14 protein-coding genes, 1 tRNA gene and 2 pseudogenes are annotated in these 16067 nt (G+C 69.6%); 1 reads left to right on the top strand and 16 read right to left on the bottom strand.

What is annotated here, in order from left to right; all coding sequences use genetic code 11:
- Window positions 1-28: 28 nt before the first annotated feature.
- The 8 genes from POF73_RS20250 to POF73_RS20215 form a co-directional block, all read right to left on the bottom strand.
- Window positions 29-1342 (bottom strand): WXG100 family type VII secretion target, encoded by a 1314-nt coding sequence (locus tag POF73_RS20250; protein WP_272117338.1) that lies wholly within the window; start codon window positions 1340-1342, stop codon window positions 29-31.
- Window positions 1339-1662, bottom strand: a complete 324-nt coding sequence (locus POF73_RS20245) for a hypothetical protein (RefSeq protein WP_272117336.1) — start codon at window positions 1660-1662, stop codon at window positions 1339-1341. Before POF73_RS20245 ends, POF73_RS20250 begins: the two co-directional genes overlap by 4 nt.
- A 295-nt stretch (window positions 1663-1957) precedes the next feature.
- A complete protein-coding gene (locus tag POF73_RS20240) occupies window positions 1958-2737 on the bottom strand; it encodes a YlbL family protein (protein ID WP_272117333.1) in 780 nt (259 codons plus the stop codon).
- 100 nt (window positions 2738-2837) lie between these two features.
- Window positions 2838-3947, bottom strand: coding sequence for an o-succinylbenzoate synthase (gene menC, locus POF73_RS20235; protein WP_272117332.1), 1110 nt, complete (start codon window positions 3945-3947; stop codon window positions 2838-2840).
- Window positions 3944-4771 carry a chorismate synthase gene (locus POF73_RS20230; RefSeq protein ID WP_272117330.1) on the bottom strand — a complete coding sequence of 276 codons (828 nt, stop codon included), beginning with the start codon at window positions 4769-4771 and terminating at the stop codon, window positions 3944-3946. Before POF73_RS20230 ends, menC begins: the two co-directional genes overlap by 4 nt.
- A gap of 134 nt (window positions 4772-4905) precedes the next feature.
- Window positions 4906-5547 (bottom strand): IclR family transcriptional regulator, encoded by a 642-nt coding sequence (locus POF73_RS20225; protein ID WP_272117328.1) that lies wholly within the window; start codon window positions 5545-5547, stop codon window positions 4906-4908.
- 395 nt (window positions 5548-5942) lie between these two features.
- On the bottom strand, window positions 5943-7733 hold the full coding sequence (locus tag POF73_RS20220; protein WP_272117326.1) for a DEAD/DEAH box helicase: 1791 nt from the start codon (window positions 7731-7733) through the stop codon (window positions 5943-5945).
- A gap of 168 nt (window positions 7734-7901) precedes the next feature.
- Window positions 7902-9368 carry an MFS transporter gene (locus POF73_RS20215; RefSeq protein ID WP_272117325.1) on the bottom strand — a complete coding sequence of 489 codons (1467 nt, stop codon included), beginning with the start codon at window positions 9366-9368 and terminating at the stop codon, window positions 7902-7904.
- Window positions 9369-9667: 299 nt separating this feature from the next.
- Between POF73_RS20215 and POF73_RS20210 the strand changes: the two genes are divergently transcribed.
- Window positions 9668-9742: transfer RNA gene (locus POF73_RS20210), tRNA-Cys, on the top strand.
- Between the two features lie 656 nt (window positions 9743-10398).
- On the opposite strand, the gene POF73_RS20205 is transcribed toward POF73_RS20210, so the two are convergent.
- From POF73_RS20205 to POF73_RS20170, 8 genes and pseudogenes are all read right to left on the bottom strand, one after another.
- Entirely contained in the window at window positions 10399-11631 is a 1233-nt protein-coding gene (locus POF73_RS20205; protein ID WP_272117322.1) for a tyrosine-type recombinase/integrase, read from the bottom strand.
- A gap of 87 nt (window positions 11632-11718) precedes the next feature.
- Window positions 11719-11952, bottom strand: a complete 234-nt coding sequence (locus POF73_RS20200) for an excisionase family DNA-binding protein (protein ID WP_272117320.1) — start codon at window positions 11950-11952, stop codon at window positions 11719-11721.
- Between the two features lie 178 nt (window positions 11953-12130).
- Window positions 12131-13294 carry a DUF3631 domain-containing protein gene (locus POF73_RS20195; RefSeq protein WP_272117318.1) on the bottom strand — a complete coding sequence of 388 codons (1164 nt, stop codon included), beginning with the start codon at window positions 13292-13294 and terminating at the stop codon, window positions 12131-12133.
- Window positions 13291-13647 carry a hypothetical protein gene (locus POF73_RS20190; protein WP_272117317.1) on the bottom strand — a complete coding sequence of 119 codons (357 nt, stop codon included), beginning with the start codon at window positions 13645-13647 and terminating at the stop codon, window positions 13291-13293. Before POF73_RS20190 ends, POF73_RS20195 begins: the two co-directional genes overlap by 4 nt.
- Window positions 13644-14546 carry a bifunctional DNA primase/polymerase gene (locus tag POF73_RS20185; protein WP_272117315.1) on the bottom strand — a complete coding sequence of 301 codons (903 nt, stop codon included), beginning with the start codon at window positions 14544-14546 and terminating at the stop codon, window positions 13644-13646. Before POF73_RS20185 ends, POF73_RS20190 begins: the two co-directional genes overlap by 4 nt.
- Window positions 14543-14668, bottom strand: a pseudogene (locus POF73_RS46270) (DNA methylase); the annotation flags it as partial. The pseudogene POF73_RS46270 and the gene POF73_RS20185, both read right to left, overlap by 4 nt.
- 225 nt (window positions 14669-14893) lie before the next feature.
- Window positions 14894-15358 carry a hypothetical protein gene (locus POF73_RS20175; RefSeq protein ID WP_272117311.1) on the bottom strand — a complete coding sequence of 155 codons (465 nt, stop codon included), beginning with the start codon at window positions 15356-15358 and terminating at the stop codon, window positions 14894-14896.
- Between the two features lie 204 nt (window positions 15359-15562).
- Window positions 15563-16067 (bottom strand): annotated as a pseudogene (locus POF73_RS20170) (ATP-binding protein); the annotation flags it as partial.

Raw genomic sequence — 16067 nt, 5'->3', positions numbered from 1 at the left:
GCGCCTGTCCTCGTTCCGTCCGAACCGTTCATCCGAAGTCGTCCACCAGAGTCGTGTTGTTCGCGTGCTCCCGGAGCCGTTGGGCCGTCTTCTGCTGCCCCTCGTCCAGGTCGTCCTCGATGCTGTCCGCTTCCTTGAGCCGGTTTCCGGCCGCGCCGATCTCGGTGCCCACTCGGCTGTTCGTGGCCTCGTCACGCATCGCGTTCCGCTGCTCCTGCGTCAGCCCATCGGCATCCGCGTCCGCGTCCGCATCGGCTCCGGTGTCGGGCGTCGCCTGGTCACCGCTTCCCTCGCTTGCCCCGGCGGTTCCGTCCGTTCCGCCGGTGCCGCCGGCTCCGCCCTCGTCGGCGGCGCCACCGGAGGCACCGTCCGCGCCGCCGCTCCCGTCGGCAGCCCCACCGGAAGCGGCCTCTCCGGTACCGCCCGCCTCCCCGGCTCCGGAACCATGCGTGAGCCCGCCTCCGACGCCTCCGCCGGCCCCTCCGGCCGCGGCTCCGATCAGCGACTGCGACCAGTCGAACTCGTCATCCTTGTCCGCCCACGGGCCGTAGGAGTTGGCGGCGTCCCCGACCAGGCTGCCCGTCGCCCCACCGACGGCACCCGTGCCGATCGACTCTCCGATTCCTCCCCCGAGCCGCCCGCCGAGTGCGACATCGGCAAGCTTGCCCATGCCGGCCCCGGCCACCCCGCCGACCAGGTTGTTCTCCCACTCGGGACCCTTGCCGCTGATCACGCTGGTGGCCACGCCGTTGCCGAACTCGATCGCGGTCCGGCCGGCGAACGTGCTGCCGAAGCGGACGCCGTACTGCAGAAACTTGCTTGAGTGCTCGAACGTCCGCAGCTTCTCGAACCAACGGGCGATCGTGGCCAGGATCCTGCCGAGCCGCGCTGCGGCCGTCGCCGCCTGCCCGGCGAGCCGGGCCGCGTTCGCCGCGCCGGCGGCCGCGGAGAAACCGAGGGTGATGAAGGAGGTGGCGACGGAGACACCGATCGTGACACCGATCTCCAGATAGATCTGATGGATCTCGCTGTTGATCTCTTCGATCTTGTCCGCTGCCTCGTTGAGGCCCTTCTTCGCCTCGTCGAAGCTCGGTTGAGCGTCCTCGACGGACTTCTTGACCTCTTCCCAGTGCTTGACGAAGGCATCGGCGGCCGGCCCCCGCCATTCGTCGCCGTGGACGTCGCGGATGACCTTGTCCATGTGGACGACGAACTTGTCGAGGGCCTCGCCCATCGCGCCCCACGCCTTGGCCGCGTCCCGCAGAACGTCCGGCTCGCCACCCGGGTTGTAGAGCTCAAGTCCGGCTTCGTAGACGGTCTCCGCGACCGACTCGTCACTCACGCCTTCTCCCCCTTGAACAGACCCTCCAAGGCATGCTCGGCGGCCGTGGTGTTGTGGGAGTTGTCGGAGAGGTTGTCGGCCATCTCGTAGAGATGCTCCTGCAGACCCTGGATCGCCTTGGTCATGTGGTCGGCCAATTCGATGTACGCGGTGGTCACTTCCTCCGACTCGGTCAGAAACCCGAAGCCGTCGTGGATGGCCTCGCTGTCCGTCTTCGGCTTGAACTTGGCCAGCTGCTCGCCGAGTTCATCGGCCTCCTTCTTGAAAGCGCCGCTCAACCTTTCGAGCGCGGAGTGACCGATGTAGAACCCGTCCGACACAGAGCCCCCTATGAGCGTTGCCGCATGAACATCAAGCGGAACCGCCGATTCTGCCAGCCGGCGATGCTGCTGCTTCGCAGGTCAGGGGGGTTGAGTCAAGTCTTCACAAAGCTTTACGGTCTTGCCCGTAGTTCCGGCACGCCTGTGTTGGCACGCGCGTTTCGGCGACTGGGGGGTGCTGTGAAAGTCCCGTGCGGTGCCCGCGCCCGCCGCGGCAGCGGCTGGTGTCACAGCCGGTGCGGCGAGGGTGCGTGCCGGGCGCCGTGGGTGCTGTGCGGGACTTTCACAACACCCCCTAGCAGCTCGGAACCGAGCCCTTCCCGCTCTCCAGGGCCTCCAGTGAGCTCACCGCGCCCTTCAGCGTCGTCACCGGGATCAGCCGCAGCCCCTTCGGGAGTTCTGCCTTCGCGTCGGAGCACTCTGCCTTCGGGACCAGGAAGACCGTCGCGCCGTCCCGTTTGGCCGCCTGGGTCTTCAGGGATACGCCGCCGACCGCGCCGACCTTGCCGTCGGGGTCGATCGTGCCGGTACCGGCGACGGTGCGGCCCCCGGTGAGGTCGCCGCCGTCGAGTTTGTCGACGATGCCCAGGGAGAACAGCAGACCCGCGCTGGGGCCGCCGACGTCCGCGAGTTTCAGGGTGACCTTGATGTTCTTGTCGGTCAGGTCCAGGTAGTTCAGCGCGGCCTCGGTCGCGGCGTCCTGGGACTCCTTCATCTGCTCGGTGTTGTACTGCTCGATCTCCCGGGTGCTGCGCCCGCTCGGATAGACCGAGTCGCGCGGCATGACCGCCTTGTCCGTGCGGAACCAGGCGTCGATCAGGTCACCGAGCCGTACGTCCGTGTCCGGCGAGGTGGCCTCGATGGTCGTCATCCGCAGCTCACCGCTGGTGTCGCGGGTCGGCGCACCGGAGATCGTGATCACCGGGTCCCCCTTGTTCTCCCCCAGCACGTCCGCGGTCAGCCCGGGCTGCGTCAGTGAGAACGGCAGCGGCGCGAAGGCCGCCGTGGCGAGCAGGGCCACGACCGGCAGGGCGCAGACGGCGACGGCCCGGGGGCGCGAGAGGCGAGAGAACACGGGATCAATCTAACGTGGCGCCGGGTTCCGGCCAGGCGCAGGTCGGAGCCGGCCACGGTGCCCGCCAGGGTGCCCCGCCTCAGTCACCTGTCGGCCGTCGTCAGGTCACGTACAGGTCTCGCCGTTCCTTCGTGAAGCGCCGCAGCACCTCCGGCACCGGCTCCACCCCGATCCCCGGCCCCCGCGGCACCGGCAGATGACCGTCCACCAGCACGAACGGCTCCGTGATGTCCTCGGCGAAGTAGCGGCCGGACGCCGAGGTGTCCCCGGGCAGGGTGAAGCCGGGCAGCGCCGCCAGCGCCAGGTTCGCGGCACGGCCGATGCCCGTCTCCAGCATCCCGCCGCACCACACCGGCACCCCGTGCGCGTACGCCACGTCATGCACCCGCCGCGCCTCCAGGTATCCCCCGACCCGGGCGGGCTTCACGTTCACGACCCGGCACGCGTCCAGCGCGATCGCGGACGCGGTGTCGGCGGCGTTGTGCAGGGACTCGTCCAGGCAGACGGGGGTCGTGATGCGCTGCTGGAGGCGGGCGTGGGCGTACAGGTTGTTCTCGTCCAGCGGCTCCTCGATCAGCAGCAGCCCGAACGCGTCCAGCCGCCGCAGATGCTCGGCGTCCGCGAGCGTGTACGCCGTGTTGGCGTCGACCTGAAGCGGCAGCTCGGCCCCGAAGCGCTCCCGTACGGCCCGCACCGGTTCCAGGTCCCAGCCCGGCTCGATCTTCAGCTTGATCCGGACGTAGCCGTCCGCCAGATAGCCCTCGACGTCGTCCAGCAACTCGCCGAGCGTCCGTCTGATGCCGACCGACACCCCGGCCGGCACCCGCTCCCGCACCGCCCCGAGATACGTGGCCAGCGGCATCCCGTACGACCGCAGCTCCGCGTCCAGCACCGCCGTCTCCAGCGCCGCCTTCGCCAGCTCGTGCCCCTTGACCTTCGCCATCGCCGGCGCGAGGTGGGCCGTATCGAACACGGGGAGCGCGGCCACACGCGGCAGCAGGAAGTCGCGCAGCACGATCTCCGCACCGGCCACGTGCTCCGAGCAGTACAGCGGCTCGGGGTCGCCCGCGAACTCCGACCAGCCCTCGGCCGCGTCCGTGACGACGTGCAGCAGGAAGGTGTCCTTCGTCGTCATCGTGCCGAAGGAGGTACGGAAAGGGGTGACGAGCGGGATCGCGATGTGGACGATCTCGACACGTTCGAGCTTCACGCGGCGGCCTCCCGGCGGGTGAGCGTGTACCAGCCGTCCCTGGACATCGCCGTCGCCGTGAATCCGTCGGCGAAGGCCTTGGTGAGCACCTCCCGCACGGCCCGCCGCCAGCGCAGCGCGAGCGCCGGGTCGGCGGCCCGCAGCGCGACCACGTCGTCCGGAACGCGACACCATATGTACCGGTCGTCGAGGGCACGGCGGGCGAGCGGCTCGCCGTCGGGGGCGGTGTGGGTGGCGGGGGCTGCACCGCGGTCGGCCGTCTCGCCGATCACCTCCTCGGCCGCCTCGCCGAGCACCTCCTCGACCGTCCCGCCCGGCTCGCCGTACGACCGTGCGGGCGCCGTGAGGTCCCAGGTCACCGTCAGCCGGTCGCTCTCGTCGCCGTCGTTCACGCCGTCGGCCATGGGGCCGTAGAAGTCGATGAGGTAGTCGGTCCCCTCGGCGCCCAGCTTGACCAGGTTGAAGCGGGCGTTACGGCCGACCAGCGGATCGAAGGTCCAGCGCATGGTCCGCGCCCCGTGCTCCAGGGCCCACCGCCGCTGAGCCTGCTTGACCTGGAACCCGAGCCCCCGTTCGGCGGCGGTGAGGATGGAGTACGTCTCTCTGGACGCCGGCGGCCCGAACACCGCGACGGACGCCCCGACCAGCCGCTCCCCGTCGTACGCGGCATGCACCGCACCGCCCGCGTGGGCGAGGCTGTTCAGCGTCTCGGGCAGTAACGGCGGGGCGCTCCGGGGCGACTGCCATACGTCGCTGAAGAAGTCGGCGACGGCCGCGAACCCGGCGACGTCGTGGACGGTGCGGATGCTGCTGATTGAGGTCATGAGTCGAGTGTCGGAGCGGACGACGGCCCCGTACAGGGCGCGTACCCCACGGACGGTCGTACCCGGCACCTGCCCCCGGAACCCGGCCCCGGAACCTCGCTCCGGAACCGGAACCGGCACTGCAGCGGCTCACCTCAGCTCAACGCCTCCGCGACCTCCCGAGCCGCGTCCACGACCCTCGGCCCCACCCGCTCGGGCACCGCGTCGGCCAGCATCACCACGCCCACGCTGCCCTCGACCCCGGTGACCCCGATCAACGGCGCGGCCGCCCCGCTCGCCCCCGCCTCCAGTTCGCCATGGGTGAGGGTGTACCCGGGCTCCTCCATCGGCTGCTGCCGCGCCGCGAGTATCGCCCGCCCCGCGGCCCCACGGTCCAGGGGATGCCGGAACCCGGCCCGATAGGCGACGTGATAGTCCGTCCATGTCGGCTCGACCACCGCGACGGCCAGCGCCTCCGTGCCGTCGACGAGGGTCAGGTGGGCCGTCGCCCCTATGTCCTCGGCCAGCGACCGCAGCGCCGGCAACGCGGCCTCGCGTACCAGTGGATGCACCTGCCGCCCCAGTCGCAGCACCCCGAGTCCCACGCGGGCGCGTCCGCCCAGGTCACGGCGTACGAGGGCGTGCTGTTCGAGTGTGGCGAGCAGCCGGTACACGACGGTCCGGTTCACGCCCAGTTTGTTGGAAAGCTCGGTGACGGTCAGTCCGTGGTCCGTATCGGCCAGCAGCTTGAGGACACGCAGTCCTCGGTCGAGCGTCTGAGAGGTCTCCGCGGTCACGACGCCCACTCCTTAGTGGTGAGGTCGGCAGCCCCCTCGCGGCGGATGCGTCACGGAGTCCCGTCCAGTGACGCGCTTCAGAGGCCGCCGATCGGCCGGCGGCCCGGCCTGTACCGGACCGCGTCGCTTCACGGCTGCGCTCCGCGGCGGCGCTGCCACGGGGCGTGTGCGTAGCGGGACATTAGCGAAGCCGGTTCGCTGAGCGGAAGGCTCCGTCCAGAATCCGGGCAGTGGCCGGTAGGGACCACGCCGGTTCCTCCTGGAATGTACGGCGCGTGAAACGCCCTGAGTAGGCGCGTAGCGCCACAAGGGGCGCGGGGCTGTATCGATATGCGGCTCCGCCGCGTGGGCGCGACAAGCCCCCACCGCCCCGCGGCCGAAAGACAGGCGCGGCGTCACTTCATCCGCGTAGCCCACTCCTGCACCTTGGCGATCCGCTGCCGAAGCTGCCCAGCCGTCGCCTCCGCGCTCGGCGGCCCGCCGCACACACGCCGCAGCTCGGTGTGGATCACACCGTGCGGCTTCCCGCTCTGATGCACATACGCACTGACCATCGTGTTGAGCTGCTTACGGAGCTCCATCATCTCCTTGTGCGAGACGACGGGCCGCCGCTCGGCGGGCAGCTCCAGCAGATCCGCCTCGGAGTCCGGCTTCTTACGGCTGTGCGCTATCTGCCGTGCCTGCCGCTTCTGCAGCAGCATCTGCACCTGGTCGGGCTCCAGCAGCCCCGGGATCCCGAGGTAGTCCTGCTCCTCCTCGCTCCCCGGGTGGGCCTGCATGCCGAACTCGGCACCGTCGTATAGGACCCGGTCGAAGACGGCCTCGGACTCCAGCGCCTCGAAGGAGAACTGCTCCTGCTCGCCGGTGTCCTCGTCCTGCTCCTTGTTCGCCTCCTCCATCTCCTTCTCGGACTCGGCGTACGGGTCCTCCTCGCCGTCCTTCTTCGGCTTGTCGAGGGCGTGGTCGCGCTCGACCTCCATCTCGTTGGCGAAGGTGAGGAGATCGGGGACGGTCGGCAGGAACACGGAGGCGGTCTCGCCGCGCCGCCGGGACCGCACGAAACGGCCGACTGCCTGGGCGAAGAAGAGCGGGGTGGAGATGGTGGTGGCGTAGACCCCGACGGCGAGCCGGGGTACGTCGACACCTTCCGACACCATGCGTACGGCGACCATCCACCGGTCGTTGCTGCCGCTGAACTCGTCGATCCGGGCGGACGCGCCGGCGTCGTCGGACAGCACGAGGGTCGCCTTGCTGCCGGTGATCTCACGGATGAGCTTGGCGTAGGCGCGGGCGGAGTCCTGATCGGAGGCGATGACGAGGGCCCCGGCGTCCGGAATGGCCTTCCGTACCTCGGTCAGCCGCTGGTCGGCGGCGCGCAGCACGCTGGGCATCCATTCGCCGCGCGGATCGAGGGCCGTACGCCAGGCCTGGCTGACGGCGTCCTTGGTCATCGGCTCGCCGAGCCGGGCGGCGATCTCGTCCCCCGCCTTGGTCCGCCAGCGCATGTTGCCGCTGTAGGAGAGGAAGATGACGGGCCGCACGACTCCGTCGGACAGCGCGGAGCCATAGCCGTACGTGTAGTCGGCGGCGGACCGCCGGATGCCGGCGTTGTCCTCTTCGTACAGCACGAAGGGGATGGGGTTGGTGTCGGACCGGAAGGGCGTACCGGTGAGGCAGAGCCGACGCGTGGCGGGCTCGAACGCCTCCAGACAGGCCTCGCCCCAGGACTTGGAGTCACCGGCGTGGTGGATCTCGTCGAGGATGACGAGGGTCTTGCGCTGCTCGACCCGGTTGCGGTGCAGCATGGGCCGCACGCCGACACCGGCGTAGGTGACGGCGACGCCCTGGTAGTCCTTGCCGAGCGGCCCCGCGCTGTACTCGGGATCGAGCTTGATGCCTATGCGCGCCGCCGCTTCCGCCCACTGCTTCTTCAGATGCTCGGTCGGCGCGACCACGGTGACCTGCTGCACGACATGGTGGTGCAGCAGCCAGGAGGCCAGGGTCAGGGCGAAGGTCGTCTTTCCGGCGCCCGGCGTGGCGACCGCGAGGAAGTCACGCGGCTGCTCCTGGAGGTACTTCTCCATCGCCCCCTGCTGCCAGGCACGCAGCTTGTTGGCGGTGCCCCAGGGGGCGCGGCCGGGGAAGGCGGGGGAAAGGTGGTGGGAGGAGGCGGCGGTGGTAGTCACGGTCTCCGTAAGGGGGTCGGGTTCGGGAGCGGCTCGGTGAACGGGGCGTAGGCGACTCGGCTACGTATGACAACCGGGCCACCCTACCGGCGGTCCGGCGGTGTCCAGGCGCGGACAAGGCCGGGTCCCGCACGGGTGGGACGGACGTCACAGCCGCGCCTCGGCAACTCACCGCACCCGCAGCCGCGTGGCCACCCAGGCCCCCACCAAGGCCACCCCCGCCATCGGCAGAAACACCGCGGCGAACGCCGCCGCATGCGCCCCGGCCCCGGCACCACCGCCGGACACCTCCACCGCCGTATGACTCACCGCGCCCCCGCCCAACGCCGCGAACGCCGCACCCCCGACGGCCAACAGCACGACATTGGAGAGGGCATCGGAGATCTGAAGCGCGGCGGAGTTGGTCCCGGCCTCCTCGGGCGCGGAGAGCTGGAGCAACAGCACACTCGCGGACGAGATCACCAGCCCCATCCCGAAGCACCCGAAAGCCCACACCACGGCGACGATCCAGGCGGGCACGGAGTCGATCAGCACACTCGGCGCGGCCGCGATGGACACCGCCACCAGCACCATCCCCACCGCCATCAGCCGCTCCCGGTACGGCTCCACCCGCGCCCTCGACTGCACCCACGACCCCAACGCCCACGTCACGCCCCCCGCGGCGAGCGAGAACCCGGCGAGCGTGGGCGACAGGCCCCGCTGGGTGACCAGCATCAACGGCACAAAGGACTCGGCGGCGATGAAGGACCCCGCGGCGATCCCGCGCAACAGCACCACGGACGGCAACCCGCGCGCCGCCCGGTACGTGCCCCGCGGAAGCAGCCCCAGCACGGCCGGCACGAGCAGCGCGGCCCCCGCGACGCCAGGAACGAGGGAGAGCCACCGCAGATCCTGGGCGGCGTACTGCAACAGGCCGGCGCCCAGGGAGATGCCGAGGGCGAGCCGGATCCGCCGCCGGTCGAAGGAGGCACTGCCGGCCGAGTCGTCGAGCGGCCCGCCCGCCCGCCGCCGTATCTGCGGCAGCGCGAGCGCGAGCGGAAAGACGACGAGCACCGGAATCCCGACGAACACCCAGCGCCACCCCAGATGCTCGGTCACCGCCCCGGACGCGAGCGGCCCCACGATCGACGGCACGACCCAGCCCGCCGAGAACGCCGCCATGATCGCCGGCCGCAACCGCTCCGGGTAGGCCCGCCCGACGACGACGTACAACGCGACGATCACCAGCCCGCCCCCGAGCCCCTGCACGGCCCGCCCGAGAATGAACACCCACATCGCTCCCGCGGTCCCGGCCAGCAGCAGCCCGGCCCCGAAGGCGACCATCCCGGCCGTGAGCGCCCCGAGCGGTCCCCGCCGATCCGACCACTGCCCCGCGAGCACCATCCCGAACAGGCTGGTGGTGAAGTACCCCGAGAACGCGAACGCGTACAACGACATCCCGCCCAGCTCCCGCGCGGCCACCGGCATCGCCGTCCCGACCGCTGTCGCCTCGAAGGCGATGAGCAGCACGACGGAGACGATCCCGACACTGAGTGCCCGATAGGACCTGCTCAGCACGCTCTCCTCGGACTCGGCGACCAGAGGGGGATCGGACCTCTTCGCAACACCGGTGTCACGCGGCTCAAGGGCACTCATGCCCGCCAGCGTAAGGGCCACAACCCACTTTGGCCCCTGTCGAGAGACGGCCCCACACTGCGACCTTGGACGTACGACCACCGCCTTCATGAACGCGGTATGGCAGTCCCATTGCAGCCCACCCGATTCCCTTGAGCCCACCCCGACCACGCCCGTACGGTCAAACCACCGATCAAGGCCGTGTGCCCGAGTGGTTCAGGGGCTCACCCGCGCAGCATCCAGCAGCGAGCTCCGCTCGCGGGGAGCCACGCGGGTCCGAATCCCACCACGAAGACACGACAACGGCCGAACTTGGTAACGGCCGTGTGCCCGAGTGGTTCAGGGGCTCGCCTGCAAAGCGAGTTACGTGGGTTCGAATCCCGCCACGGCCTCCAGTTCCTTCAACAGGCAAAACAAAAGGGCGGCGCTCCGCAGGAGTGCCGCCCTTTTGGTCCGTCCGTCTCAGTTCCCGTCTCAGTTAGCCGTACGAACGGCCTGACGCAACCGCCTCGCTATGCCCTTCAGACGGAGCGCGAGCCACCGTGCGCGCCTCTTGACGCCTTACGCGCCCCTGGCTCCCAAGCGAATACCTTGCGGCGTAAATGAGTCCGCGCTTAGCGTGACAGCCAGGACTTGGTGACGACCGGCGCACACTCCGTGGAAGGACATGCGAACCGCTGCCAAGCGGGCCGGAAGCGGCGCTCTGTCCGTCGTCGAGATCGAGAACTACTCCTGTCCAGAACCGCATAAGGACTCGGTCAGACTCCGGACACCTATGTACCTGGGTCTGGTCAGGAGGAGTACTTGTGACCAGCGCCATTTTGTCCGAGATGATGGCCGGGGCACCCGTTCTGATCGTTATCAGCGTAGTGCTTGCGTACCTCATCGCCTACCTACTGGCCGTCTTCGTCAACCTGCTGCACTCAGACACGCAGCGACGGGCTGACGCTGCCGACTTCTTGGAACGACACCCGTTCAGTCTTCGACGGAGGCGAGGTAGGTAGTTAAAGCCCCCGGAGCCCAAGACTCCGGGGGCGCTCCCCAGCTCGTCTCATTCGTCGCCGCCCGGCGCCCAGAGAATCCCGTCAACCTGCCTCGCAACATCTGTCCGCACGGCATCCACCATGTGCTGGTACCGCGCGGCCATGGAGGTTGTCGACCACCCCATGAGGCCCATGACGGCCCGCTCGGGGACACCGAGGATGAGTAGGACCGTGGCGGCCGTATGGCGCGCATCGTGCAGACGCCCATCACGGACCTTTGCCTCTGCCAGCAGCGCCTTCCATTCAGTCCAGTCCCGACGGTGGGACGGGCTACGGCCGTGTTCATCCGGGAAGACCAAGCCGTTCTCCTCCCACCGCTTCCCGGCCGCTTCCCGCTCAGCTTCCTGCGCCTTGAGGTGAACCCGGAGTAGGTCAACAAGCTGTTCGGGGAGTCCGACCGCGCGGCGGCCGGCGCGCGACTTGGTGACGGACAACTCCGGGTTGATCCGTCGCCTCTGCGGGCAGTACCCGGCGGCCTTGCGTCCACAGGGCTCGGGGCACCCATGGGCGTACTGCGGCCGGTGGCGACTGCGGCGGACCACGAGGAACCCACCGTCAAGGTCCACGTCCACCCACTGCAACCCCAGCACTTCCCCTTGGCGCAGTCCGAGCGCAAGGGCAACGGCCCACCGTGCGGAATTGCGGTGCTGGTCAGCGGCCTTCAAGAGTCGCTGTACCTCTTGGACGGTGTAGGGCTCCACCTCGTGATCCCCCGTCTTGGGCGCCTTGGCCAACTGAACCGGGTTCTTGCCGAGATGCCCCCGCCGCACGGCCTCGTTCAGAGCAGTGCGGAAGGTTCGGTGCACCTGGTGAGCCGTCGCGGGCTTGCTGCCGTTGGCCTGCATCTTGGCGTAGAACACCTCGATGTGCTCGGGCTTGAGCCTGTCGAGACGGTGAGCCCCCAAGCCTGGAATGAGGTGCTTCCGTACAGCCACGCCGTACCCGACCATCGTGTTGTCGTTAACAGCGAGGGGCGCGACGTTCTCAATCCAGTGGGTCAGCCACGCCTTGACCGTCCACGCCTTGCCGGGCTTCCGCACGGTCTTGGCGTCTCGCTGCTTCTCCAGCTCTCGGACAGCCTCCGCTACCTCGGTCTTGGTCTTGCGTTCGACATGGCGGCGGTCCGGCGTGCCGTCGTCGCGGACGCCGACGGTGACGCGGCCGTGCCATTTGCCGTCCTTACCGAAGTAGATCGAGCTTCGACCGTTGGGCTGTCGGGTGCGCTTCTTGTCTTCCGCCATGGGCGGACTCCTTCAGATTGAGGCGGTTGAAGACGACCGGAGCGCCGCCCCGTGGTGGGGCGGCGCTCCGATGAGGGATGGGATGGGTCAGGCCGCCAACTGCTCAGCGCGACGGCGGGCGAGGTAGGCGGCCGGGGCGTCGGCGGGGACGCGCCGGAGACCGCCGACCATGAGGGACTCCAACTCCCCCGTGCGGATGAGGGCGAAGCACGTGGTCCGGCCGATACGGAGGCAGTAGGCAGCCTCTTCAACGGTCAGGAGAACAGGGGCCGGGCCGCCAACCTCAGCAAGTCGGGCGGTGTCCACGCTGGCGATGCTCATGCGGGATCTCCTCGGGGCAGTCCTTCGGGGGCCTCTCTGGGGGCCGCTACTTCCGCTACCGCCGCTACCGCGCAGGTCAGAGGCCCGTTGGAGGTAGCGGGAAGGGGTAGCGGTAGCGGATGGGTAGCGGTGAGGTAGCGGGCACTGGTGCCAGTTCCCGCTACCCCGTTGTTGCTGGTCAGGCCAGGTTTTCGGTGCCGGGTAGCGGAGGTAGCGGACTTTCCGGGGGTGGGGGGCAGTAGCGGGCCCATGCGTCCCAGAGATCGGCGGCGTAGTAGCCCTTGAGGACGCTCCCAGAGGCCTTGATGTTGCGGGAGGCGATGGGCTGGTTGTCCGCCGTCATGTACTCCGCGAGCATCCTGCCCAGGCGCCGGTTGTCGAGCGGCTTGCCGTGAAGGTCAGCCCATGGGGCATCGTCCAAGGCGTTTAGCCGGTCCAGAATCGCGACCGTGGGCAAGCGGTCGATTCCGACCATGATGTGATCACGCAGGTCGGTCAGCAAGCGGACTCCGATGCTGCCCTTGTCGTTGGCCTTGGACGCGGTCACCAGCGTCACACATGCTTCGCGTGCCCGTTGCGGCCAGTCACCGCCCGCCGCGTCGGCGATGGAGATCAGGGGTTCCCACACGTCCGCCGGGCGGTCGGTGACGCCGTCCGGCAGCTCGGGGAACACGTCCGTGACCTGTTCTTGTACGGTCTCGGCCCACTTGGCGAGCCGGTCTCGGAGCTGATTGCCCTCCCGTACGTGGATGCGGATGCGGAACTGCTCCACCTTCTCGTTACGGGCCCGGCGGCGCATACGGATGATGACCGCGCGGGTCATGATCGTGTCGGGCAGGTTGCCGAGTCCGGCGACGGCGAGTGCGCAGTACGAGGGGAAGCCCTGTACTTGCTGGTTGGCTCCGTCTCCGACGCACCGGTACATCTCACGGCCGCGGGTGTGGCCGGCGTTGATGAAGCCCCGGAGTTGTTCGTTCTCTCCGGCTTTGGGCCCGAAGACGGTGTCGATCTCATCGAACAGAATCGTCGGCCGTCCGCCGTCGATGCCGGACACGGACCGAAACAGGGCGGCGGCGGACGCGTCCACGGCCGCCATGGAGCGCGGCACGAGCGTTTCCACCACTTCAAGCGCCCGCGACTTCCCTGACCCCGGCTCCGGCGAGAGGAACGCGAGCCGGGGTGTGGAGTCGAAGGCGTCGAGCAGGTGGGCGTGCGCATCCCACAGGGTGACCGCGACGTAGGCAGCTTCGTGGGGGAAGACGTTGAAACGGCGGTGGAAGGCTTCCACCTCATCGAGCAGCGCGGCCCCGTCAATCGGGGGCGTGCGGGTCGGGTCGGTCATGCGGCGGCCCTCTCTTCCTGGGGGGTGCGGAGTGGGCAGAGGTCGCGGTGGCCTTCGTGGTCGGCGATCAGGGCAAGCACCTTGCCGTGACCGACGGCGCTGCGATCGCGGCCGCACTGGCACTTCGACGTGGCCGTAGGGGTGGCTTCGTACGGAGCGCAGATGTGCAGCCAGGCGATGGGGTAGCGGCCGTCTCCGGTCTGCGGGTCAGGGCGAAGTGCAGTTCGGACGCCCTTGCGGGCGGCGCCCTTCGGCTCGCCCACGGCCGTGCGTACTGCGGCCAGTTCGGCGGCGCCCGGGCGGGTCGGGGTGTGGGTGAGGCTCTTCAGAGGGGGGCGGGGTTGGGTGTTCATGCGGTGTCCCGCCGGGTCTGGTTGTGGGCGATGGACCAGTTGAGGGCGCTGCGGAGGGTGGAGCGGCACTGGGCAGCGGGCAGTCCGGCCGTCTCGCCTGCCTCCTGAAGAGCCTGTTCAACCACGTGCCGGGGGAGGTCGCCCCACGCGACGAGGCGTCCCAGGGCGCGTGCGGCACGGAACAACGCCCCTTCCCGTTGGCCGACTTGGGCCGTGACCACGTTCCACGTCTCGTTCGTGAGTGCTACATCCGCGTATCGACGGGATTGTGCCGTTACGGGGCCTGAGGGGCCCTGAGATGCCCTGGGGGCGGGTTGCAGGATGCTTTGCAGCCAGAGAGGCAGAGGGGCGGCCACAGGGCCGCACACGGCTTCGTAGGGTCCGGCGGGGGTGAGGCTGCCGGCTGCGACGACGTAGCCGCCCCATGCGCGGGTGTCGACCAACTGGCCGATGGTTCCCGCGGTGTTGGTCAGCCTCAGGCCGTCGGGGGCGGTGAAGTACAGGTGCTCTCCGCCGCTCGCCGTCCGCACCCGGTAGGTGGCGGGGACGGCGTGGCCGGCGCGCTCGCAGAGCGCTTTGAAGGTCGCCGCGCCGTCAGGCGCGTCCCAACTGCCCTTGTGCTTGGGCTTGTCCAGGTCGACCACGAGCAGCCCGGAGGGGCCGGTGGCGATGCCGATGTTGTAGGGGGTGTGCCACCAGGTGGTGCGGATGCGGTCGGGGTCGCGGGTGGCGCGCTGTTCCCACTTCATGTGGCCGTCCGCGCAGTCGCCGGTGTGGGGGCAGGTGGCTTCGCCGTGCAGGGCGGGTCGCTTGTCGCCGGGGCGTAGCGGGAAGACGTACCAGCCGCGTTCGGCGGCATCGAGTGCGGCGCGCATCAGGGCCTCGTTCGGGTTCCTCATGCCGCCACCTCCAGGGCGGGGGCGAGGGTGGTGAGGTAGGCGCGGCCGATCCATTCGGTGTAGGCGGGTGGCAGGGCCTCGCGGAGCTTGAGGTGGTCGGTGGACCAGTCGATGCCCTTGGCCCAGCCGTCGATGCGGCAGTGCGGGCCGAACGCGCGCCGATAGCCCTCGGTGCCGCCGCCGATGCAGCAGCAGCCGTCCAGGACACGGAAGGTGCGGAAGGTGTCCGGCACTCGCCGGATGTCGATGGGTTGCGTCATGCTGGATGACCTCCACAGGTCAGTCAGTGGCAGGTGGACAAGGGCGACCCCGGTTCTTGGCGGAATGGGGGGTCGCCCTTGGCGTAGCTACTGGTAGAAGCGGTTGCGCTTGATGACGGCCTTGCGGATGTTGACCGTGGTCCCGCCCTTGTGGCCGCTCGCGCTGAAGACCTGCACGGCGATCCATCCGCCGAAGATCACGGCGGCGAGGGTGATGAGCTGGGTGATGAGCGCGGTCAGGGCGGTGATGAACGTCGTGAGCAGGAGCAGTCCGCCGCACACCGCGCCGAAGCCGATGCCTCCGAGGGCGACGTTCACGGCTGCGCGGGAGACGGGCGGCTTGGCCGCGACGGGTTCGGGCTTGGCGGGTTCGATGGCGTAGCCGGTGACGACGCGGCCGTCCGGCAGGACCACACTCGCCACCGCCGGGAGGTGGCCGGGCTGGACGGGAACCATCGGCGCCGGCTGCACGACGGCGGGCGGCATCGGGGTGGGCTGGTGGACTTCCACCACCCCGTGGGCGGGCGGGTGGCGGGCGGGTTCGGGGTACATGCGGAATCCCTTCCGGTCATGGCTTGGGGAGGCGGACGCACCCCCTGCCAGGGGCGCCGTGGAGGGGGTTTCAGACGTGCTGACCAGGGCGCCTCCCCACCTCCCCAAGATGATGTTTCCGCTGATCAGCGCGGGGGAGGCAGGGTGGGGAGGTGGTTGGGGAGTTCTCCCCGCCTCCCCGGCGCGGGCGGGTCCGCCTCCCCGCTACGCGGAGGCGGAAGCGGAACCGTCGTCGTCGCGGTTGGCGAGGGCGCGCAGGACGTGTTCGCGGTGGACGACCATGCGGCCGTGGGACTTCTTCGGCTCCTCGCCTTCGGCCTCCAGGACGCGCTTGAGGTCGCCGTTGGTCCAGTCGCCGTAGGCGTCCTGGTTGAGCATCGCGAGCCGCTTGAGGACGTCGGTGGTGGGCAGCCGGGGCGCGTCGCCGATGGCGGCGGCGATGTCGGCGAGCGGGTCGCGCTCCTCGCCGCGCTCGATCACGGTCAGCGTGGTGACCCCGTCCCGCAGGGCCTTCGCGCGCTCGGCAATCTCTGCGGCCGGGTCGTCATCGATGAAGTGGGTGCGTACCGTGATGGACGACTGCCCCTTGGGCATGTCGATGCCGTCCGAGGCGACGACCAGGGTTCCCTTGTCCAGGCCCTGGCGGAGCATGTGCGGGGCGGCGCCGTCCTCAACGGCCTTGTCTCCGAGTGCCATCTTGGCTTGCGAA

This window comes from Streptomyces sp. HD, from assembly GCF_028369295.1.
Taxonomy (GTDB): Bacteria; Actinomycetota; Actinomycetes; order Streptomycetales; family Streptomycetaceae; genus Streptomyces.
This window is presented reverse-complemented; position numbering and strand designations above follow the sequence as displayed.